At 64.8% G+C, this 20,293-nt stretch carries 20 protein-coding genes; 8 read left to right on the plus strand and 12 right to left on the minus strand.

Translation table 11 applies throughout. From position 1 onward, the window contains the following. Positions 1-156: 156 nt before the first annotated feature. Positions 157-645 carry a MarR family transcriptional regulator gene (locus tag VXD91_RS02240; RefSeq protein WP_346414520.1) on the plus strand — a complete coding sequence of 163 codons (489 nt, stop codon included), beginning with the start codon at positions 157-159 and terminating at the stop codon, positions 643-645. A 218-nt stretch (positions 646-863) separates the two neighbouring features. On the opposite strand, the gene VXD91_RS02245 is transcribed toward VXD91_RS02240, so the two are convergent. Further along, positions 864-1,124, minus strand: coding sequence for a hypothetical protein (locus tag VXD91_RS02245; RefSeq protein WP_346414521.1), 261 nt, complete (start codon positions 1,122-1,124; stop codon positions 864-866). Positions 1,125-1,244: 120 nt separating this feature from the next. On the opposite strand from VXD91_RS02245, the gene VXD91_RS02250 reads away from it, so the two are divergent. Then, on the plus strand, positions 1,245-2,396 hold the full coding sequence (locus VXD91_RS02250) for a DUF2235 domain-containing protein (RefSeq protein ID WP_212806772.1): 1,152 nt from the start codon (positions 1,245-1,247) through the stop codon (positions 2,394-2,396). A 34-nt stretch (positions 2,397-2,430) separates the two neighbouring features. On the opposite strand, the gene VXD91_RS02255 is transcribed toward VXD91_RS02250, so the two are convergent. From VXD91_RS02255 to VXD91_RS02280, 6 genes are all read right to left on the minus strand, one after another. Then, positions 2,431-3,102, minus strand: a complete 672-nt coding sequence (locus VXD91_RS02255) for an HAD family hydrolase (protein WP_212806773.1) — start codon at positions 3,100-3,102, stop codon at positions 2,431-2,433. A 125-nt stretch (positions 3,103-3,227) separates the two neighbouring features. Next, on the minus strand, positions 3,228-3,968 hold the full coding sequence (locus VXD91_RS02260) for a cutinase family protein (RefSeq protein ID WP_212806774.1): 741 nt from the start codon (positions 3,966-3,968) through the stop codon (positions 3,228-3,230). 178 nt (positions 3,969-4,146) lie between these two features. Beyond that, entirely contained in the window at positions 4,147-7,044 is a 2,898-nt protein-coding gene (locus VXD91_RS02265; protein WP_346414522.1) for an MMPL family transporter, read from the minus strand. After that, positions 7,041-7,466 (minus strand): MmpS family transport accessory protein, encoded by a 426-nt coding sequence (locus VXD91_RS02270; protein WP_029105884.1) that lies wholly within the window; start codon positions 7,464-7,466, stop codon positions 7,041-7,043. The genes VXD91_RS02265 and VXD91_RS02270 overlap by 4 nt, the downstream gene beginning before the upstream one ends. Positions 7,467-7,707: 241 nt before the next feature. Next, positions 7,708-8,175 carry a DUF5078 domain-containing protein gene (locus VXD91_RS02275; RefSeq protein WP_346414523.1) on the minus strand — a complete coding sequence of 156 codons (468 nt, stop codon included), beginning with the start codon at positions 8,173-8,175 and terminating at the stop codon, positions 7,708-7,710. Continuing rightward, entirely contained in the window at positions 8,172-8,543 is a 372-nt protein-coding gene (locus VXD91_RS02280; protein WP_346414524.1) for a DUF732 domain-containing protein, read from the minus strand. Before VXD91_RS02280 ends, VXD91_RS02275 begins: the two co-directional genes overlap by 4 nt. A gap of 129 nt (positions 8,544-8,672) precedes the next feature. Between VXD91_RS02280 and VXD91_RS02285 the strand changes: the two genes are divergently transcribed. From VXD91_RS02285 to VXD91_RS02295, 3 genes are all read left to right on the plus strand, one after another. Continuing rightward, the gene (locus tag VXD91_RS02285) at positions 8,673-9,344 is read left to right on the plus strand and encodes a TetR/AcrR family transcriptional regulator (protein WP_346414525.1); all 672 of its coding nucleotides are present in this window, start codon (positions 8,673-8,675) and stop codon (positions 9,342-9,344) included. 82 nt (positions 9,345-9,426) lie between these two features. Continuing rightward, positions 9,427-10,266: an ABC transporter permease gene (locus VXD91_RS02290; RefSeq protein ID WP_346414526.1), complete on the plus strand. Its 840-nt coding sequence runs from the start codon at positions 9,427-9,429 to the stop codon at positions 10,264-10,266. A 90-nt stretch (positions 10,267-10,356) separates the two neighbouring features. After that, complete coding sequence (locus tag VXD91_RS02295; RefSeq protein ID WP_346414527.1) at positions 10,357-12,210, plus strand: bifunctional diguanylate cyclase/phosphodiesterase; 1,854 nt, start codon at positions 10,357-10,359, stop codon at positions 12,208-12,210. 8 nt (positions 12,211-12,218) lie between these two features. Here the strand turns inward: VXD91_RS02295 and VXD91_RS02300 are convergent, their stop codons facing one another. The 3 genes from VXD91_RS02300 to VXD91_RS02310 are packed head-to-tail and all read right to left on the minus strand — an operon-like array spanning position 12,219 to position 15,420. Beyond that, positions 12,219-12,890 (minus strand): class I SAM-dependent methyltransferase, encoded by a 672-nt coding sequence (locus VXD91_RS02300; RefSeq protein WP_346414528.1) that lies wholly within the window; start codon positions 12,888-12,890, stop codon positions 12,219-12,221. Positions 12,891-12,928: 38 nt separating this feature from the next. Further along, entirely contained in the window at positions 12,929-15,082 is a 2,154-nt protein-coding gene (locus VXD91_RS02305) for an Rv1355c family protein (protein ID WP_346414529.1), read from the minus strand. Then, positions 15,058-15,420 carry a hypothetical protein gene (locus tag VXD91_RS02310; protein WP_212806778.1) on the minus strand — a complete coding sequence of 121 codons (363 nt, stop codon included), beginning with the start codon at positions 15,418-15,420 and terminating at the stop codon, positions 15,058-15,060. Before VXD91_RS02310 ends, VXD91_RS02305 begins: the two co-directional genes overlap by 25 nt. Positions 15,421-15,433: 13 nt before the next feature. Between VXD91_RS02310 and VXD91_RS02315 the strand changes: the two genes are divergently transcribed. Next, the gene (locus tag VXD91_RS02315) at positions 15,434-16,798 is read left to right on the plus strand and encodes a cytochrome P450 (RefSeq protein WP_346414530.1); all 1,365 of its coding nucleotides are present in this window, start codon (positions 15,434-15,436) and stop codon (positions 16,796-16,798) included. Positions 16,799-16,903: 105 nt separating this feature from the next. Here the strand turns inward: VXD91_RS02315 and VXD91_RS02320 are convergent, their stop codons facing one another. Continuing rightward, a complete protein-coding gene (locus tag VXD91_RS02320) occupies positions 16,904-17,524 on the minus strand; it encodes a helix-turn-helix domain-containing protein (RefSeq protein ID WP_346414531.1) in 621 nt (206 codons plus the stop codon). Positions 17,525-17,772: 248 nt separating this feature from the next. Here VXD91_RS02320 and VXD91_RS02325 point away from each other — a divergent pair, with 248 nt between their 5' ends. Both VXD91_RS02325 and VXD91_RS02330 read left to right on the plus strand, forming a co-directional pair. Beyond that, positions 17,773-18,480, plus strand: coding sequence for a dienelactone hydrolase family protein (locus VXD91_RS02325; protein ID WP_346414532.1), 708 nt, complete (start codon positions 17,773-17,775; stop codon positions 18,478-18,480). Positions 18,481-18,493: 13 nt separating this feature from the next. Beyond that, positions 18,494-18,772, plus strand: a complete 279-nt coding sequence (locus VXD91_RS02330; protein WP_346414533.1) for a WhiB family transcriptional regulator — start codon at positions 18,494-18,496, stop codon at positions 18,770-18,772. A gap of 5 nt (positions 18,773-18,777) precedes the next feature. On the opposite strand, the gene VXD91_RS02335 is transcribed toward VXD91_RS02330, so the two are convergent. Then, the gene (locus VXD91_RS02335; RefSeq protein WP_212806783.1) at positions 18,778-20,256 is read right to left on the minus strand and encodes an APC family permease; all 1,479 of its coding nucleotides are present in this window, start codon (positions 20,254-20,256) and stop codon (positions 18,778-18,780) included. Between the last annotated feature and the right edge of the window lie 37 nt (positions 20,257-20,293).

Genomic DNA, 20,293 nt, shown 5'->3' on the forward strand with positions numbered 1-20,293 from the left:
CACTATCATTTAGCTTGCTATTCCACAGGGGTGAAACAACTCACGTACGCCGGCGGCGAGAGACACTCGCCGGCCGGATCACGCGCCATCGAGAACCCCGCGCCGGGCACTACGACACAAACTGTTAGGGCCCTAATTGGTAATAAGCTGGGCAACATGTCCGCTGTCTCGGAAGACGTCGACCCGCTGGCCCTCGAACGGCAGGTCTGCTTCGCGCTGGCCATCACCAACCGTGCGGTCCTCGCGATCTACCGGCCACTGCTCGAACCGCTCGGGCTGACGCATCCGCAATACCTCGTGCTATTGGCGTTGTGGGACAACGCGAAAGCCAAGCAGGAGCCGTTGACCGTCAAGCAGATCGCCGCACTGCTGCAGATGGATTCGGCCACCGTGTCCCCGATGCTCAAGCGGCTCGAGACGCTCGAGCTCATCCGCCGCACCCGCAGCGCGACCGACGAGCGCACCACCCACATCACGCTGACACCGAAAGGCGTCGCGCTACGTCGCCGCGCACTGAAGATTCCGCCGGCGGTGGTCGAACAACTGGGCGTCGGCCTCGACGAGCTGGAACGCCTGCACGAAGTACTGACCCGAATCAATGCCGCCGCCGTTGCCGCCGGCACCCTCACGGCGAAATCCGGGTAGCGGTTGGCAACGCCGGCGGGCGCCGGTTCGAAGGTTGTCGCGACGATGCACCGAAAGCCAGATACCAGTGGCGACGGCCATTGGTGAATGACATCGATCGTGGCGGATTCACTTCAGAAATTTGACGTGGCCGAGGTAATGCAGCGTTTGCCTACCAGGGCTTCGTTTCGCAATAACGCGGACAATCGCGAGCCGGGCCGGCGATCGATTACGACTATTCACCAGACCCCGGCCCGATTCCGGAAACCGGCCCCTAACACGCAGTTCACGCACCTATCAGACGACCCGTCCGTGTCGCCCGCCCGATTCAAGATCAAATTCGTGCCTTGCGCCGGAACCCCGCTGAAAATGGTGTGAAAATTGTTGGTGAAGCAATAATTGAGATTGCTGTTGTGTACCTGGCGCAGCATCGACCGGCATAATTTGATGCGCTCGGGCACGAACACGGACTGTTTTGTGCGATCGACCAGAATCGGCACTCCAAAAGGCTATCGTTTTTGCGAGAAAGAGCGAGAGGCACCCACGACGCACTGATATCGATGAGCATTCTTTTCGTCAATCTCTGGACCTGAGCCTGATCTCCGAGGAAGGAGCGACGGATGTCCAAACGACTGGTGGTGTGCTGCGATGGCACCTGGAACACCCCCGACCAACACACCCGTGGGACGCCCAGCCCGACCAACGTCACCAAACTCGCATTGGCGATTGCACCTCGCGACCTGAAGGACCGCGAGCAGCGCATGTTCTACCACCGCGGCGTTGGGACCAGCCGGTACGAACGAATCCGCGGAGGTGCCTTCGGCCTCGGGCTGGCCCGCGATGTCCGCGACACGTACCGCTTCCTGGTCGAAAACTACGACCCCGGCGACGAACTGTTCTTCTTCGGCTTCAGCCGAGGCGCCTTCACCGCCCGCAGCACCGCCGGGTTTGTCCGCAATTGCGGAATCCTGCGTCGCGAGTACGCCGACAAGATCGGCGAGGCGTACAGCTTCTATCGCGGGCGCAGCAGCACGAGCCACCCCCGGAGCATCGAGGCGACCCTGTTCCGCAGCTCGTACTCGCACGACCCGGACATCCACTTCATCGGCGTCTGGGACACCGTCGGCGCGCTCGGCATCCCGCTGAACGGGCTGCGCCTGGTCAACTTCTTCAACCGGCGCTTCCAGTTTCACGACACGGCGCTGAGCACCAAGGTCCACGGTGCGTTTCAGGCGCTGGCGATCGACGAGAAGCGAGGGCCCTTCCGGCCCGCGGTCTGGGAGCAGGCATCGGACGCACCCGAGACCCAGCGCGTCGAGCAGGTGTGGTTCGCCGGTGTGCACTGCGACATCGGTGGCGGCTACGACCCGCCCGGTCTCAGCGACATCACCCTGCCGTGGATGGTGGGGCGTGCACAGGAGTACGGCCTGCACTTCGAGCCCGGCGCCTTCGAGTATCGGGAGTGCGCGTACGCCCCACCACCGAATCCGACTGCGACCAGGGCCGACCGCACCTCGGTGCATCCGGACCCACTGCAACTTCCGCAGAACTCACGCACCTTGTTCTATCGGCTCATCCCGCCCTATATCCGTCCGATCGGCGCGACTGACTGGGACCGCGAAGCCATCGCCTCGACCGCGCTCGAACTCCATGAAGTGAAGCCGCACTACTACGAACCGAAAAATCTCGTCGCTTACATCGGCGGCCCGCACAACACGGAGAAGATCGGGGTGCCGACAGGGTGGCGACCTCCGATCGAACCGCCCGAATAATCCTGACCGCAGGCGTGTCTCGCCGCGACGTCGCTCAGCCGAGCAAGGCTCCGATGGCGCTCTCACGCAGATGGGCCAGCAGTGCGCCGGGGCCATCGAAGACCTCAGCCATTCCGGCGGCACGTAATTCATCGCCGCCCACTCCACCGGTCAGGAGACCGATCGACGTGACCCCCGCCCGCGCACATGCCTGCGCGTCCCAGACCGCGTCCCCCACAAACACCGCCTGCGCCGGACCGACGCCGGCCTTGTCGAGTGCCACCTCGATGATGTCGGGCTCAGGCTTGGCCGTATCCACGTCGCCGGACATGGTGACCGCCGAGACCACGTCGTCACAGTCGAGGACCCCGCGCGTCAGCTCCAGCTCGTCCTCAGGCGCCGACGTGGCCAGGACGACCTGCAGACCCCGATCAGCGACTCCGTGCAAGAGCTCGCGTGCGCCCGGCAACGGCCGCATCAGTCCCGCGGACTCGCGGTAGTAGCGGCTGTGCAGCTTCTTGAGTCGTTCCTCGGTTTCATCGGACACATCGGGACACAAGTCGTGGACCAGCGACGTCCCATCCATTCCGATGCACCGGTGCACGCGCCATGCCTGCACCAACAGGTCTTCGTCGGCGAATGCGCGCAGCCACGCATGTACGTGCAGATAGTTCGTATCCACCAACGTGCCGTCGACGTCGAACAAGACTGCTGGGTGTGCCGTCATACCCTCGGGAGTACCCCCAATCAGCGCGTCCTACGCCAACCCGGATGATCGGCGTCGACGCACGTCTTACCCGACGGCCGCCGGTCCGCGAATCGCCGTGGTAGTACCGCGATTACGCCGGTTGACTAGTTGACCCCGGCAGCCTGAGCTGTCGGTTGCGCCGGCTTGGCCGTGCCCCCGACCCGGCTCGCCACGTAGTCCGCGGCGCTGTCGGTGAGCCCCCGCGCCTGGTATGCACCGTGGGCACCCTGGTCGCCGCCGGTCGGCGAGCACACCGGATCCTCCGGGATGCAGATGTCATCGGTCTTGCCGACGTAGCGCGGACCGACGGTGATCGGCGGCGCGCCGGTGTAGATCATCTGCAGGAAGCCGCTGGACGGCTTTCCGAAGAGGACCACCCCGGCCACGCGATCGGCCACCGAAGCCGGCATCGGCCCGCTCAGCCCGGGCGGCAACGTGAAGCCCTGCGGCACGCTGTCCTCGGTGATGTACGCCGCGACCGCCGCGCCCTGCGAGTAGCCACCGAGCACGACCTTGGTGTTCGGGCAGGCGCTCGCGGTCGCCATGACCTTGTTCTTCGCGTCGATCACGCCGTCGGCGGCGGTCGCGAAATCAAGGGACGCAGGGTAATTGACGGCGTAGACGTCCACCGACTTCCCCGGCGTCCGGGCGCGGAGCGCATCCACGAACGCCTGCCCGACACCACCCACACCGGCGGGCTCGAAGGTGCCACGGGCGAATACCACCTGTACGTCCGGGCACGCCTCCGCAGCGGCACTGCCGGACCCGGCGACGCCTGCGGCAACGCCCGCGCTTGACAAGACGACTGCCGCACAGGCAGTAACCCATCGATTATTTCGGTTCATCTAGACCGCCCCAACTCGACCTGAAACCCGTAACGGGACAGACACTGGCCCCGGTTCTCCCATTTACTGTCTACCCGATCTGGATTGGTCAAACCACCCACCGCAGGTGATCCACCTCACGCGCATGACGGTCGGCGCCGCGAAATCGACTGTCGTGAAGCCGAACTCATCAACTGCATCAGACGGACGCCATGTCGGATTCGCGTGGGATCGGCTTCGGCCACGGCTGCGGAATCGGGCGCTGACGCACGCGCTGCGGCCACCAGAACCAGCGTCCGAGCAGGCTGGCGATCGACGGCGTCATCAGTGACCGCACCACGAGGGTGTCGAACAGCAGACCCAGACCGATGGTCGTGCCGACCTGGCCGATGATGATCAGCTTGCTGACCGACATGGACATCATGGTGAAGGCGAACACCAGGCCCGCCGAGGTGACCACCGAACCGGTGCCCACCATGGCGCGGATGATGCCGGTGTTCAGCCCGGCGTGGATCTCTTCCTTGATCCGGGAGACCAGCAGCAGGTTGTAGTCGGCACCCACCGCCAGCAGCACGATGACCGACATCGGCAACACCATCCAGTGCAACGGAATACCCACGATGTGCTGCCACAGCAGTACCGACAGACCGAAGGCCGAGGCCAGGCTGAGTACCACGGTGCCGACGATCACCGCCGATGCGACGACCGCACGGGTGAGGACCAACATGATGATGAAGATCAGGATCAGCGCCGCAGCCGCGACGATCATCAGGTCGTAATCGGCACCGATCTGCATGTCGTTGTACATGGCTGCGCTACCGCCGAGGTAGATCGAGGAGCCCTCGAGGGGCGTGCCCTTGATCGCGTCGGCCGCGGCGACCTTGAGCGGTTCGATGCGCGAGGTGCCCTCCTGCGTCAACGGGTTGCCCTGGTGAATGATGGTGAACCGCACCGCATGGCCGTCCGGCGACATGAACAGCTTGAGGCCGCGCTGGAAATCCGCGGTCTCGAAGGCTTCCGGCGGCAGGTAGAACGAATCGTCGTTCTTGGCCGCGTCGAACGCCTCGCTCATTGCGGTGCCGGTCTTCTGCATCGCGATGGTCTGGTCCTGCTGCGCCTTCTGCATCTGGTACTGGTTCAGCAGCACCTGCTTCTGGTGCTTCATCGACGCGATCTGCTTCGGCATCGTCGCGACCATCTTGGGCATGAGGTCGGCCATGCGCTGCATGTCGGGAACGATGGCCTGGAAGTCATCGGACATCAGGCTGATGCCGTCGATGCTCTCGAAGACCGACCGCATGGACCAGCACACCGGGATGTCGAAGCAGTGCGGCTCCCAGTAGAAGTAGTTGCGCATGGGCCGGAAGAAATCATCGAAGTCGGACAGGTGATCTCGAGTGTCACCCATGTCATCCGAGGTGGTCTTCATCTTGTCGGCCATGCGCTGCGAGACCGCCGCCAGATCTTTCTGGACGCTCATCATCTCGGTCATGGCGTCGATGCTGTTCTGCAGATCGTCGGCCTGCGAGAGCAGATTGTCCAGGTTGGTCTGCATGTAGTCGTTGTTCATGAGCTGCGTGGAGCCGCTCTGTCCGACCGTGTACGGGATCGTCGAGTGCTTGATCGGGTCACCGTCAGGTCGGGTGATGGTCTGCACCTGGGCAATTCCGTGCACGTTCTTGAGCGCCTTGGCGATCTTGTCGATCACCAGGAAGTCCGCCGGGTTGCGCATATCGTGATCGGACTCGACCATCATCAAATCCGGGTTCATCTTGGCCTGCGAAAAGTGCCGGAACGCAGCGTCATAGCCGACGTTGGCGGGGATGTCCTTGGGCAGGTAGATCCGGTCGTCGTAGATGGTGTGATAGCCCGGCAGCGCGATCAGGCCCACCAGCGCCGCCACCACGGCGCCGACCAGGATGGCACCGGGCCAGCGCACCGTCGCGGTGCCGACGCGGTGCCAGCCGGCGGTGCGCGTGTTCTTTCGGGGCTCGAGGACCCGGCGGAAGCGGGTTGCGACCGAGATCACCGCGGGTCCCAGGGTCAGCGCCATCGCGACCACCATCACCATGCCGATGGCCAGCGGGAAGCCCATGGTCTGGAAGTACGGCAACCGGGTGAAGTGCAGGCACAAGGTGGCGCCGGCAATGGTCAGGCCCGAGGCCAGCACCACATGCGCGGTGCCGTGAAACATGGTGTAGTAGGCCGATTCTCGGTCCTCGCCGACACGTCGCGCTTCCTGATAACGCCCGATCAGGAAGATGACGTAGTCCGTCGCGGCGGCGATCGCCAGCGTCACCAGCAGGTTGGTGGCGAAGGTGGTCAGCCCAAAAACGTTGTGGTAGCCCAGAAATGCCACCAGACCGCGCGCCCCGGAGAGTTCGAGCACCACCATCACCAGCACGAGCAAGGTCGCGATGACGGATCGGTAGACCAAGAGCAGCATGACCGCGATGACGCCGAAGGTCACCAGTTCGATCAGCTCCATGCTCTTGTCACCGACGACGTTCTGATCGGTGCTGGTCGCCGCCGGACCGGTCACGTAGGCCTTCACCCCTGGCGGAGCAGGGCTTTCGGTGGCGATGTGGCGCACCGCGGCGACCGACTCGTTGGCCAGCGTCTCACCCTGGTCACCGGCGATGTAGACCTGCACGTAGGCCGCTTTGCCGTCGCGACTCTGAGCGCCCTTGGCGGTCAGCGTGTCGCCCCAGAAGTCCTGGACGTGCTGTACGTGGGTGGTGTCGGCGCGCAGATCGCTGACCATCTTGTCGTAGAACGCGTGCGCGTCGGCCCCCAGCGGACGATCGCCTTCGAGCACGATCATCACCGAACTGCTGGTGGTGTACTCGTCGAACACTTTGCCGACACTCTTGGTGGCGATCATCGAGGGCGCGTCATTCGGGCTCATGGACACCGCGCGCAGCTTGCCGACTTCCTCGAGCTGCGGGACGACGGTGTTCAGCGCGGCGATGACCCCGATCCACGCCAGGATGATGAGCACCGCGAACCGGCGGATGAACCGCGGTATCCCCTTGTGCCCCTTGTTCTCCACCACCGGAATGGCGTCGGTCTGGGCCTCGTCGGCCGGCGCGCTCATGCGGCCTTCACAAAGCAGAAGGTTTCGGCGTTCATACCGGTGGCGGTCCTCTCTTCTTTGACCACGTCATCGACACTGACCCGGCAGCTGATGCTGTTGCCGTCGCCCTGGGCCAGGATGTTGGGTTGTACAGAAGGCAAGGTGGTCGACAGCGTCAACGTCCACGGCAAAGACACCCCCGCGGCGCGCTGCGGCTTGCCTTCGAGGTCCATGTAGTTGATGGTGGCCGTGCTACCCGTGCCGTAGATCTCGTACTTGACGAACTTGGGGTTGAAGTCCTCGGCGTTGTCCGAGCTCTTCTCGGTGATCACGACGGGATTCGACCCGAACACCTGTCGCACATTCGACACGATCACCACGCCGCCGGCGACCGCGACGATCACCAGCAGCGGTAGCCATGCCCGCCGAAACACTCTTGTCATCGCTGCCTTCTCCAGAAGTTGCCGACCGCGCGGTCGTCGGGCATGGGCAGGCACACCGCCGTTGATGCGCCCCCGGACATCTAGCTAGGTAACCTAACGGAAAAAGTGGATAGAGTCCATCCATTTAAATGTCGTCTTCGTTACAACCTGGCGCGAGCCCGCCGCATTCCTGCCACGCGCAGGCAAATCTGATTCCCGCCGGAAAACCCTTGGTCAGCAGCGAAATTCAGACGAAAATCACTCAGCTGTTGGAGGCGAAGTCCCAGACCTGCATGTTGCCGGCGGGATAGCCCATGCAGACGTCGGTCGCCTTGGCGACCACGCCCTTGTTGTTGAAGAAAATCTTGGCCCAGTTGCCCCAGTGGGTGGCCACCTGCTCGTAGTAGACGTTGGTGGCGGTGTCCTCGGAGTACTGCCGGCGGCCGACCGGGTCCAGAGAGAAGAACCAGTGGATGCGGTCCTGCGCCATCTGCTGGATATCGGCGGGGCGGTTGTTCCGGTCGATCATGTAGCGCTGGTAGTACACCGGGCTGGTGTCACGCACCGCCTGCAGGTACTGCTCGGCATCGCACGTGGTGGTGATGATCCGGCGCGGGATCGGGTAGTCGTCGGTGGCATCGGCACCGGCCGGCGCGGCAAGGGGCAGCGCGGCTGCCGCCAGGCCGACCACCACGGCGGCCAATCCGATACGGAGCGATCGAAGCGTCATGCGCGAGCTCCTGTCTGCGACTGCTGCGCGACGTCTTCCAGCACCGACCGTTTGTCCGGGCAGTAGAAATCTATTGCGGCACTGAGGAATTGCCAGTTCTGCTGAGTGGCGTTCTGCCGCGACAGGTTGGTGGCGACGAACTTGGCCGACTGATAAGCGTCGTGGTCGACGTCGTTGCTCAGCCGCTGGCACGCGATCTTCCCCAGCCAGGCGTTGTAGTCCTTCGGGCCGTAGATGCCGTAGGTGTGCAACTGGTTCGCGAAGTCGGTGTCGGGATCGGCATGCGCAGGTCCGGAACCGGACACCGCCACGACGATTCCGACAGCGGCGGCGGCCAACGCAGGTACGGCCCGGTGGTGTCGTGTCATGCAGCGCGCCCTCCCGATCGCGAACCGCGATCGTGAGCCGGTCGCAGTGTCCGGCATGAAACTATTCCGGTAAGTGGATGGCGTCAATCCACTTAGTGCAATGGTGTCCCGGATTACACTGCGGGGGTGATGGCCCGCCCGACCACAGATCGACCGTTGCGCAAGGATGCCGTGCGCAACCGGCAGCGAGTGATCGACGCGGCCCGCGACCTGTTCGCGACACAGGGCCTCAGCGCCACACTCAACGAGGTGGCGCACCACGGCGGGATCGGCGTCGGCACGGTGTATCGCCGGTTCTCCACCAAGGACGAGCTGATCGAGGCCATCTTCGAGGACGCGATCGACGAGGTCGCCGCCATGGCCGACACGGCATTGGAATTCGAGGACTCCTGGGCGGGATTCACGTGGTTCGTCGAACAGATGGGGCAGCAGACGGCCACCGATCGCGGCCTGCGGGAAATCCTGTACGGCAAGGGCGGTGGGGGCAACCGGGTGGATGCGGCACGCACCCGCCTGGTCCCGAAGCTCGCGAAACTTGTTGAGCGGGCCCAAAATGACGGCTATTTGCGCCCTGGCATCTCCGAAAGTGACATGCCGATCCTGGGCCTGTTGGCAGGGACGGTCAGTGAATTCGCCGGGCACGTCGACGCCGACCTGTGGCGTCGGTACGTGGCCATCTTCCTCGACGGTCTGCGCGCTCGCGATGGGCAGGACCCGCTGCCGGTCGATGCCCTTGACGAGGACCAGGCCGCTATCGCCATGACCACCTCACCGCCGGGATCGTGCTTCAGCAAGGAGTAGCGGCCCGCGGGCTACAGAGACGAGTCGCGGTTTCGTTTTGAGGCGGCTGGTAGCCGGCCGTGCCGCCGGGGAGACTCGAGACATGCGCGGCGCCGAACCTCTGCTGACACCCATGCTCATCATCGTCTGCGTCGTGATGGCCGTCGTGGCGGCCGCGGTGAACCGCTTGGCGCTCAACGGATCCGTGTGGGAGGCGCCGAGCGCCGCGGCGCGGGCCGCACTTCAGCTGGCTGCGGTATCGACCGTGCTCGCCGTCGCATTGCAGCGTATGTGGTCGTCGCTGCTGGTGCTCTTGCTGATGTTCATCGTCGCCTCGATCACTGCGGCTCGCCGCAGTCAGGCACAACGCGGGGCCTGGTGGCTGACCGTCGCCCTCGCCGCCGGCATGGTCATGGTGATTCCGCTACTGACGCTCAGCGGTGTGGTGCCCTTCAATGGTGTCGCGGTGGTGCCCGTGTTCGGCATCGTGCTTGGCGGAACGATGACCGCATCGGCGGTGGCGGCGCGGCGTGCACTCGATGCGCTGACGCAGCGCGCCGGAGAGGTCGAAGCGGCTCTCGGTCTTGGTCTGTCAGAACGTTTCTCACGGATGTTGGTCATCGAGCGACCACTGTCGGACGCACTGCTGCCCAACCTCGATCAAACCCGCACCGCCGGACTCGTCACTCTTCCCGGCGCATTCGTCGGGGTGCTGCTGGCGACCGGCTCGGCCGTACAGGCGGCGGCGGTTCAGGTCCTGGTACTCGTCTCACTCTTGCTCGCGCAGGTATGCGGCGTCGCAGTCGTCGGTGAACTCGTGGTCCGAGGCAAGATCGCCCGGTCGAACGACGCGATCGCGCCGCCTCGCGGCGCGGGCCCCGTCGTCGCTCTCGCCCGCAGACTCGGGGCGGTCAGGCCGGGACCCTCCACAACAGGACCATAGTCAGGCCGGTTCAGCGGCGCCCGAGACCTGCAGCGGTGGCTCGGAGCGACCTGTACCCCGTTTTACCGGTTCGTTAGTTACGGTGATGACGTGCTGAGAGCCCTCAACGAGCTTGTCGACAGGGTGACGCGCACCCTGATGGCCGTCGACGCGGACAACTACGTGGCCGCCAGCGAGCAGGCACTGACCGACGTGGCGGCGCATTTCGGTTTGGATGTGGCGTTTCTGCGGCACAACGATCACACCATCGGCGCGACGATCCTGATCGCTCAATGGCCGATCAGGACCTACGTCCCCGACCCGGATCCGATCGGAACCGTCTACTTCAAGGACGCCGATCCGGTCTTCGCGATGGCCGAACATGTCGCAGAACCGGTGATCCTGCGGCCGGCGGCCGAGCCGGATGAATTCCAGCAGCGCATCGAGGAAGGCACCACCGTGCCGGTCATCTCGATGGCTGCCGTGCCGATGAACGTCACCGACACGGCCGAACCAGATGGTTTCACCACAACCGGCACACTGGGCTTCATCAAATACGGCGACCGGCAATGGCTGGACGAGGAGATCACCGCGCTCAAAGTCATCGCCACGATGTTCGCCCACGTCAAGGTGCGGGTGGAAACACTCGCATCGATCAAACACCTTGCCGAGCATGATGACCTGACCGGATTGCGCAACCGCCGAAGCCTGCTCGACCATCTCGATCAACGACTCGCATCGGGTGAGCCTGCCCCTGTCGCGGCGCTGTACATCGACCCCGACCAACTCAAAGCCGTCAACGATCTGCTGGGCCACGAGACCGGTGATCAGGTTCTCGTCGAGCTCACCCAGCGGTTAAGCGAGTACGCGGCCGGCGAGGCGTTCTTGGCTCGCCTCGGTGGGGACGAGATCGTCGCGGTGCTCAACGCGCCCACATCACTCGCCGATGCCCAGGCCTACGCCGAACGGCTGCGCGAGACGCTGGCCGCGCGACTGATGCTGGGTTCGTCGTACATCAGGCACCGGGTGAGTATCGGTGTGGCCGTGGGGATTCCAGGAGCCGATTCGGTGTCGGACCTGCTCCGGTATGCCGAGCACGCGTTGACCGCCGCCAAGGCCGCGGGTGGCAATACCGTGATCGCGTTCAGCGACGAGCTCGCGGCGCAGTTCTCGTTCCAGACCGACGTCGAAGTGCATCTGCAGGACTGCATCGACAACGGCGCGTTGTTCCTCTACTACCAGCCTGAGGTCGATTTGCGCAGTGGCGAACTCGTGGCGATGGAAGCGGTGGTGCGATGGAATCACCCGACCCGCGGACTCCTGCTGCGTGAGGAGTTCATGCCAACGGCCGAGGCCACCAATTTCGGCGGCGCTGTGGGGCGCGAGGTGCTGCGGATGGCATGCGAGCAGTTTCGACGTTGGCGTGCTGAGGGTTTGGCCCAGAACGTGATGCTCCGGGTGAAGCTGTCACCCGCCCAGGTGCTGACTGCCGGGTTCACCGAACATCTTGCCGCGACGCTCGCGCAGTTCGAGGTTCCGGCGGGTTCGCTGTGTTTGGAGCTGCCCGAGGACCTGTTGGTCACCGAGGCTCAACTGTGCGGCCAAATCCTGTTGGAACTGAAGCAGATCGGGGTCCAGCTGGCGTTGGACAACTTCGGCACCGGGTACAGCTTTCTGCCCAGTTTGAAAGAGCTGCCCATCGATTCGTTGAAGGTCGGCCGCGGGTTTGTCCAGACGCTCGATCATGACGACGAGAACGCGTTGTTCGTCCAGTCGATCGCTCTCCTGGCCGACGCGTTCGGGCTCGAACTGACCGCCGACGGGCTGGAGACCGAGTCCGCGGCGCAAAAACTCATCGCCATGGGTTACCGTCGCGCGCAAGGGCTTCTGGTGTCCGGTCCGGTCGACGCGGACACCATGAGGCAGCTCCTGGCGGCGCCGGTGCTGCGCACCCCGGCTACGTGATTGCCCGGTCAGGCTTTCCGAGCGGTCAGCAGCAATGCCGGTAGGTGCACGCGGCCGGCGTCGTCGATCGGGAAGTTGTGGGGCGGCAACCCGGGGATGTCGGGAAGTTTGACAGCCACGAACGACGCCTGCGTCGCCACGTCGGACCAGTGCGCCGCGACGGCGTCGCGGACTTCGGCTTCGGTCACCTGGTTGGGGATCGGGCACGGCGAATCGGCAGGCAACGCGTCCTTGGTGAACACCAGCAGGTACAGCGCTGCACCAGCAGCGGCGGCCTCATGGATACCCCGCAGGTAGTCGTCGCGCGCTTCGACGGGCAGTGAGTGGAACAGGGTGCAGTCGATGACGGTGTTGAACTGCTGGGTGAGGCCGAGGGCACCGATATCGCGGAGATCGCCCTGCAGGAATCGGGCCGTCGTCAGGCCGCGGTCGGCTGCCGCAGCCGCGGCTTGCTCGATCGCGACCGTCGACAGGTCGATGCCGGTGACCTCGTAGCCCCGCTCCGCCAAGGCGAGCGCGACATCGCCCACGCCGCACCCGGCGTCGAGAACGGGTCCGGTGACTTTGCCGGCGTCGATGAGAGCGAGGATTTCCGGCTGCGGTGCGCCGATGTTCCACGGCGGCGGTCCCATGAAGATTTCGTGGCGGTATGCGGCGTCCCAGTCCATCACTTCGCTCATGGTGACCAAGAGTAGTTGGGTGTGCTGCCAACTCCCCGTCAGTCGCGCAGCACGACGCGCTCGTCGCTGCGCCGGCTGGTCACCGCAGGCGGCGCCGCGACGGTGAGTCGCAGGATCAGCGCGATCCTCTCGTCCGCGTCGATGCCGGCGAGGTCGACGAATTGGCGTTGCAGAATCCCGAGTTCGCCGGCGAAGCGAGCGGAAAGCTTGGTGAGATCGGCCGTATCGTGGGCGAACAGCCAGACCGGCGAGATCGGCTGTACGGCCAGGCCGTGCTGCTGCGCATGCACCCACACCGCCTCCGCGGCCGAGCCGCCCGCTGCATAGTCGCGCAGTGCACCACCGGTGACGGTGACGATCGCCAGAGCCGAACTGGCGTGCACCCGGCCGCGCATGTCGTCACCGAGTGCTTCACCGGCGTTCCAGTCGGCCAGTTGCGCCATGACTTCCGGCCGGCGCAGCAGCTCGAGCATGACCAGCCCGCCATCGCCCAGTCCGAGGCTGTGCACGTCGATCCCGGCGTCCGGATCGGGATCGCCGGGCCAGCGCAGCTCGGCGATCATCTCCTGATGCAGGTGGGGGGTCAGGAACCTGATCCGGTCGGAAGCGCCCAAAATCTCTGCCGCTGCGGCGATCTCGCCTGGCGCGGTGATGAGTCGCAGCCGCCCGCCTTCGCATTCGGCAGCAGCCGACAATGCCCCGGCAACCTCGTCGGCCAGGGGCGTGGGAGTGCCTTTGTCGCGGTTGGTTTCGCGCGCGAGCACCGCGCCGTACAGGTCGGCGAGGTCCGGGTTGCCGCCCTTGCCGTACCAGAGTGTCGCGTGCAGCGGTGACCACGACCCGTGGGCCGGCTCGTCGACGGTTACCGGGCCGAGGATGCCGTGGTGGGCGGCGGCAACCCGAGCATTGAACACTGCGGCGCCGACGGCGACGGCGCTCCCCCGGAATCCGACATCGATGGTCGGGCTGTATTGCGGGGCAAGGCAGATCGCGATCTCATCTTCGCCGGCCTCGATCAACCAGGGCTGAACATTGCCGCCCGACGGCGCGCGCATCGCGGCGATCGCAACCTGGCCGGTGAGGCTGGTGGCGGAGAGCGGCTCGTGCGCGGGCGTGGTGGGCCGCGGCGCGCCCATCGACGGCTCGGCGAGTTGGTCCAGCGATGACCCGATGTCGATGCGGCCGCGCCCCGAGCGCAGTTCCTCGCCAAGTCCGATACGCCGCACCGCCTCGGCTATCGCAGACGCCCCGATGATGACCTCCGAGGCCACCTGCGGCCAGGTGGCCAAGGTCCGGTCGAGTTCGATGAGCGACGCCGCGGTGCGCGGTGAGAGCTTTTCGGCTTCGAGGTGGCGCAGGATGTGTGCCACCTTCTCCTTGCTGCTCATGCCGGGCAGCAGGCCGATGTCGAGCGGGCCGAGCAGGCCATGGAGGATCGGGCGGTCAGGTTCGTCGTCGAAACGTTCGACGTCGATGATGCCGCGGTCGCTGGTGGCCATCAGCACCGGGATGCGTCGATGCCGGGCGGCCACCCGCGCGACGGCCTTGATGTCGAGCGAATCGCATTCTTCGACAAAGACATTGAGCCCGTCGACGAAGTCATCGACGGTCTCGGTGGTCAGGCCCTGATGAAATACCTCGACCGGCAGGTACGGGTCGAGTTCGGCGATGCGGCGCGCCGTGGCGACAGCCTTGTTGAGTCCGAGGTCGAACACGGTGGCCGGTATCCGATTCAGATTCGACAGCTCGACGCGGTCGAAGTCGGCCAGACGCAGTCGCCCGCACAAGCCTTGGGTGGCCAGGGTGTGGGCGATGACATGCCCGACGCTGAGTCCCGCGACGCCGACAGCGAGTTCGGCCAGTCGGGTCTGCTCCCCCGTGGTGATGCTGTTGCGGTTGCGGTCCAGGCGCAGTGCCTTGAAGCCGGCCGGACCCAGGATCGAGACGAGGGTCCGTCGCCACGGGTACCAGACCCAACGGGCCGGTTCGTCCAGGAGTGCGGCAGCGGGTTGGGGGCGCAATCGGCGTAGGTTGTCCAACTCGGGCCCGTAGTGGTCGAGGACCTGGACGTGCGGGTCCGACCGGAGAAGATCGAGTGTGGTCGCGGCTGCCGGATTGGCCGGGTCCAGAATTTGTGGGCGATATTCGTTCGGATCAGTTGGTTGCACTATTCGGCTCCAAGTTCTGTGCATTGCCTGGCTGCGCCATTCGGGCCGTCTGTACGCTGCGGAATGGGCCTGGGGGGCAGTTCGTCAGTGTCGCCGACCAGCCATAGGAGAAACCCGTTGATGTGGGCGCTCAGGCACGAATCCACTTCTGCTGCAGCGGCTATCGCGCGTTTGCGCAGCGCCTCGTCGGCGCGGTAAATGCCGGCGGGCACTCGGTGCTGGCTCGGCATTTCCTCACTATCGCATAGGTGGATATCCACCGTCGAGACTGATAACGTCGGCCCGTAGAAATACGGGGCGTGGCCAGGGGGAATGAATATGCGCGCTGCGGCGGCGACAATCTCGATTGACGACAGCGTCACGGATTAACCCAACATGGTCGACCAATCACGCCCGGACGTCGCGTCACTACCGCTACCACCGGTGAATCCGCTGCCTCGCAAACAACGTCTCGCCGCGTGCCGTTCCTTCCACACCGGCACCGATGTCCTGCGCGACGCCGGCGGCCCGGTCACCCGCTTCACCCTCGCGCCGAAGTGGCTGATGCCTCCCCTGGTCGTCGTCACCTCCCCGCAGGGCATCCGGGACACCGTCACCTGCCACGACGGCTCGATCGACAAGACCAGCGACGTCAGCCAGGAGCTCGAGCGCATCATCGGCGCCAACCTGTTCGTCGTCGACCATGAGCACTGGCTGCCGCGCCGACGCACGATCCAGCCCGTGTTCACCAAGCAATCGGTCGCCGAGTTCGGTGGCCACATGTCCGAGGCGGCCGAAATGGTCTGCGCCAGTTGGGACGACGGCGCCGAGATCGACTTGGACGCCGCTGCCCGACGGGTCACGATGCGCGCGCTCGGCCAGAGCGTGTTCGGGGTCGACCTGAGCGATCATGCCGAGTCGATCGACGCACCGATGCGCGTGGCCGTCTCGTATGCGGTGTCGCGGGCGATCAACCCGGTGAGCTTGCCGCGCTGGGTTCCCACCCGGGCGCGCCGGCGTGCGTACGCGGCGGCAGCGACGATCCGCAAACTCGCGCTGGATGTGGTGAAGGCATGCCGGGCCGATCCTGAGATGAACGCGCCTCTGGTGCAGCAGTTGATCGCGGCGAAAGATCCCGACACGGGTAAGCCGTTGTCGGACTTGGACATTGCCAACGAGCTGCTGATCTTCATGTTCGCCGGCCAGGACACGACCGCGACCACGATCGCTTACGCACTGTGGGCGCTGGGCCGTAACCCGGAGATGCAGGACCGTGTCCGTCAGGAGGCGTCCCGATTCGGCGACCGCGAACTGACTCCCGATGATGTTGCCGGCTTGGGATACACCATTCAGGTGCTCAAAGAGTCGATGCGGTTGTGTCCGCCCGGGGCAACAGGTTCACGGATGGCCACTCGCGATGTCGCCGTGGCCGGGTACCGGATTCCGGCCGGCACGATGATCGTCATGGGTCGCATGTCTGTGCACCGTGACCCCAGCCTGTGGGACAGGCCGCTGGTGTTCGATCCGGAGCGATTCACCGAAGCGAACAGCCGCGGTCGTGACCGCTGGCAGTACATCCCGTTCGGCGGCGGTCCACGCGGCTGCATCGGTGACCATTTCGCGATGCTGGAAGCCACGTTGGCCCTGGCAACCATCGTGCGTTACGCCGAAATCGATTCTCTCGATGACGAATTCCCGATGGTGGCTCCCTTCACGCTCGTGGCCGGAGGACCCATCCAGGCCAGGATCAAGCTGCGCTGACCAACCGCTGCCCTTCGGTGAGCGGGCGGTCCTGCGAGCAGTCCGAGTCGAGCCGGCCGACAACCCCTCGTATGTCGGCCGGCTCAACCCGTTGAAATTCGTGGTCTACTCCACGGCGCGGAGTTGGCCGTGCCGGATAAGTGCGGTGACGGCTTCGTCCCAGCGGCGCAAGTTCTCAGGTTCGAGGAAAGCACCCGGGATGTGTCGCTCGATGTGCTTTCGAAACAGGATGGTTCCCGCGCGCACAATCAGCGGAAGCAGCGCACCCCACTCCGGGTCAAGGTCTTCACGGGTCAGCCCCATCTTTTCGAAGTGGACCCGCTGAGCCTCACTGATGGCGAACATGCCGTCGAAGATGGTTTCGCCCACGCCTTCGGGTTCGAGCATCTGCATGCAGATGTACTCGAGCACGTGTGGCTTTTCCGAGATGACCTCGGTAAAGCGATGCCCCATGGCGACCAGCGTTTCCTCTGGCGGAGCGTCGGGGTTCTGAATCTTGGCGGCCAGCGCGTCGATCGCATGATCGTCGACTGCGGCGATCAGATCCTCTTTGGCCTTGAAATGGTGTTGAACACGCCCGACGCTGACGCCCGCCGCGTCGGCGACGTTTTTCAGCGTCGCCGCCTGCGTCCCGCGTTCCGCGAATACGGTCAGCGCAGCCTCGATGATCATCTCGCGGCTGGTGGGTTTGGCCGGTTCGCGTCGACGTGTGAACACGGTCTCCATGCGAGTAGACAATACATCGAACTCGTGTCACGATTCGACTGTATCGGCAACCAATATCGAAAACTTGGTTAACGGTACAGACATATCGGTACGGCCGGTTGCGTATCGCCGCAAACTGGAGGGCCAAGCCCACACCGCGAGGCAAACGCCGCAGTCAGGAAGAGATCAGGAAGCATGACCGATTCGGCATTGCGCGCGCCAGGCGGCCAGCCGAACGCAGGTGCCACGACACAGCGAACGGGTATCTGATGCCGGCCATCACCTACCCGGCCCCGACGGGTCCCGTTCCCGGATATCTCGCGGCACCCGACGGCGCCGGGCCGTGGCCCGCGGTGGTCGTCATCCAGGACGTCCGCGGACTCACCGCCGACATCCGCCGCAGCGCTGACAAATTCGCCGAAGCCGGTTATCTGGCGTTGGCTCCCGACCTCTACGGCGGCCACAAGCCCAAGATCCGATGCGTCGCCAAGACCATCCGCTCACACTTCACCGGCGAAGGCCCGGCTTACGACGACATCGAGGCTGCCCGTTCCCACCTACTGGCCGACCCACGCTGCAGCGGCAAGGTCGGGATCGCCGGCTTCTGCATGGGCGGGGGCTTCGCCCTCGTCGTCGCCGTGCGCGGCACATACTCAGCGGCCGCATCCATGTACGGCCTGGCCCCCAAGGACATCGACAGCCTGGAGCGATCCTGCCCGGTCGTCGCGAGCTACGGCGCCAAAGACCGCATCGTGAAAAAGGGTGCAGCCCAACAACTTCAAACTGTCCTGGCGCGCGCCGGCATCGCCCATGACGTCAAGGAATATCCCCTTGTCGGCCACGCCTTCATGAACGACTTCGGCCTACCCCGCGTTCTCAAACCCGTGGAAACCCTTGCCCGAATGGAGTTCTCGAAGTTGGAGGCCGAAGACTCCTGGCAGCGGGTCTTTGCGTTCTTCGAAGACCATCTCACCTGACAGATCACCAAACATGACCGCAATACTGCAGAAGTCAGCTATTCCGTCGCGGATGCCGCCGTGCACGTTTGATCCGGACCGGTGGGTCAACGCAGGCAACGACGCCGAGGTGAAGGCGTTGTGCCGCTCATGCCCGCGCCGCGCGCGTTGCGCCATCGAGGCCATCAACACCCCGGGCATCTCTGGCGTCGTTGCCGGCGTGCATGTACCCGATGGGGGACGCCCCCGCGCTTTCGCTCTACGCCAGCTGCGAGCGGTGGCGGCCCTCACCGGGATGCCTGAAACACCCTGACTACCTCACGCGAGTTCAGCCGGCTCGGGCGCCGGCTCCGCATCCACCGACGATTCCCGGGTCTGCCTGCGGGCAATGCGGGCCGGACCAGCGACGTACCACGCGGCCGCGGCGAGCAGCACCGCGAGGAAGATCCACGGCATCAAGGCTGCCGGCCAGGCCGGGAGTGGATACACGTTGCGGTAGAAGACGTACCCGAGGCAGCCGGTGACAGTCATCCCGATGATGACGGCGGCACCGATGCCGGCCTGTGGCGCCAAGCGCCGCACCAGAATCGGGATACCCAGTCCCATCAGCATGTAGGCAACCATGTAGCCGAAGGTCCCCAGGGTTCCGGTGTAGGAATACACATCCAGTTCGTTGATTCCGCTGAGCCCCAAGCCAAGCGCCGCAACCAGGGCAGCCACGCTGAGCAAGATGATCGCCACATGCGGGGTCTTGCGGACGGGATGTGTCGCCGCCATCTTGCTGTGCACGAGCTGCGACTCCCCCATCGATCGCAGTACCCGACTTGCTGCTGTCAGTGAGCCGGTCACGCAGGCGAAGTTCGAGGCCACCGCGCCCAGATCGATGCCCAACGCAAGCCAGTGAAAGCCAAGGCCATCGGCCAACGTGTTCAACGGCGTTGCATCGGCGGCCAGATTGTCGGCACCACCGAATCCGACAATCTGAGCGTAAGACGCGTACAGGTAGAGCGCGCCCGCCAGGAGCGCACTGCCCGTGACGGCCCGCGGGATCGTCCGCTGTGGGTCCTTGGCCTCGACGGACAAACACGCAGCCGACTCGAAGCCGACGAAGCCCAGGGTCGCCAACACCATGCCGCTGACCACCTGTTGCACCGTGATGCCGGTGGGCATGAGCGGCGCAAGGGTGAAGCCATGATGAAGTAGAACCATGGTGCACACCAACAGAATTGCTCCGATCGAGAGCACCTCGAGCACCACGCCGGTCCATGCGGAGATCCGGACGCCGCGGATCATCATCCAGGCCGCACAGACCACACACAGGATTTCCAAAACCACCGTCACCGAAATCGAGGTAGCGGGCGCGCCGGCACTCACCGGTGGAGCCACTCCGAGAAGGGGTTTGGTGTACTGCGAGAATTGGGCGACGCAGCCGACGGAGATGAGCAGATACCCGAGAGCGAGACCGGTCGAACCGACGAACCCGACAGCTCTACCGAATGCGGCGGTGATATGTGAGAGCAGGTCCTCCCCCGGCCGCAGCCGCGCGGCCCGGGACACGCACCAGCCCACCAAGAGCAGCACGCACAAGGAGACGGCGTAGGAATACAGGGTGCCTGCGCTGGCGCTGGCCGCCACAAGCGTTGCGCCGGAAACCATCACGGCACTTGGCGCGATACCGGCCGTCGATTGCGCGACGAGCTCGACACCGCTCATACTGGCGGCCGCAAGCCCGGTATCCGCATTCTGCTGAGCATCTCTGAGTTCCTCGAGCCGCTCGACATTGGATATAGACGGCATAGATCGGCCTCCTCATGGTGATTGGTCAGTCCACGAA

Source organism: Mycobacterium sp. SM3041, assembly GCF_039668335.1.
Taxonomy (GTDB): Bacteria; Actinomycetota; Actinomycetes; order Mycobacteriales; family Mycobacteriaceae; genus Mycobacterium.

Bases quoted from the DNA above. Each gene is read 5' to 3' on its own strand.
- VXD91_RS02305 (WP_346414529.1), bottom strand. From the start codon at position 15,082: ATGCACAGAACTTGGAGCCGAATAGTGCAACCAACTGATCCGAACGAA.
- VXD91_RS02275 (WP_346414523.1), bottom strand. From the start codon at position 8,175: ATGACGCTTCGATCGCTCCGTATCGGATTGGCCGCCGTGGTGGTCGGC.
- VXD91_RS02260 (WP_212806774.1), bottom strand. From the start codon at position 3,968: ATGAACCGAAATAATCGATGGGTTACTGCCTGTGCGGCAGTCGTCTTG.
- VXD91_RS02255 (WP_212806773.1), bottom strand. From the start codon at position 3,102: ATGACGGCACACCCAGCAGTCTTGTTCGACGTCGACGGCACGTTGGTG.
- VXD91_RS02290 (WP_346414526.1), top strand. From the start codon at position 9,427: ATGCGCGGCGCCGAACCTCTGCTGACACCCATGCTCATCATCGTCTGC.
- VXD91_RS02320 (WP_346414531.1), bottom strand. From the start codon at position 17,524: ATGGAGACCGTGTTCACACGTCGACGCGAACCGGCCAAACCCACCAGC.
- VXD91_RS02240 (WP_346414520.1), top strand. From the start codon at position 157: ATGTCCGCTGTCTCGGAAGACGTCGACCCGCTGGCCCTCGAACGGCAG.
- VXD91_RS02250 (WP_212806772.1), top strand. From the start codon at position 1,245: ATGTCCAAACGACTGGTGGTGTGCTGCGATGGCACCTGGAACACCCCC.
- VXD91_RS02270 (WP_029105884.1), bottom strand. From the start codon at position 7,466: ATGACAAGAGTGTTTCGGCGGGCATGGCTACCGCTGCTGGTGATCGTC.
- VXD91_RS02325 (WP_346414532.1), top strand. From the start codon at position 17,773: ATGCCGGCCATCACCTACCCGGCCCCGACGGGTCCCGTTCCCGGATAT.
- VXD91_RS02335 (WP_212806783.1), bottom strand. From the start codon at position 20,256: ATGCCGTCTATATCCAATGTCGAGCGGCTCGAGGAACTCAGAGATGCT.
- VXD91_RS02280 (WP_346414524.1), bottom strand. From the start codon at position 8,543: ATGACACGACACCACCGGGCCGTACCTGCGTTGGCCGCCGCCGCTGTC.
- VXD91_RS02315 (WP_346414530.1), top strand. From the start codon at position 15,434: ATGGTCGACCAATCACGCCCGGACGTCGCGTCACTACCGCTACCACCG.
- VXD91_RS02285 (WP_346414525.1), top strand. From the start codon at position 8,673: ATGGCCCGCCCGACCACAGATCGACCGTTGCGCAAGGATGCCGTGCGC.
- VXD91_RS02330 (WP_346414533.1), top strand. From the start codon at position 18,494: ATGACCGCAATACTGCAGAAGTCAGCTATTCCGTCGCGGATGCCGCCG.
- VXD91_RS02300 (WP_346414528.1), bottom strand. From the start codon at position 12,890: ATGAGCGAAGTGATGGACTGGGACGCCGCATACCGCCACGAAATCTTC.
- VXD91_RS02265 (WP_346414522.1), bottom strand. From the start codon at position 7,044: ATGAGCGCGCCGGCCGACGAGGCCCAGACCGACGCCATTCCGGTGGTG.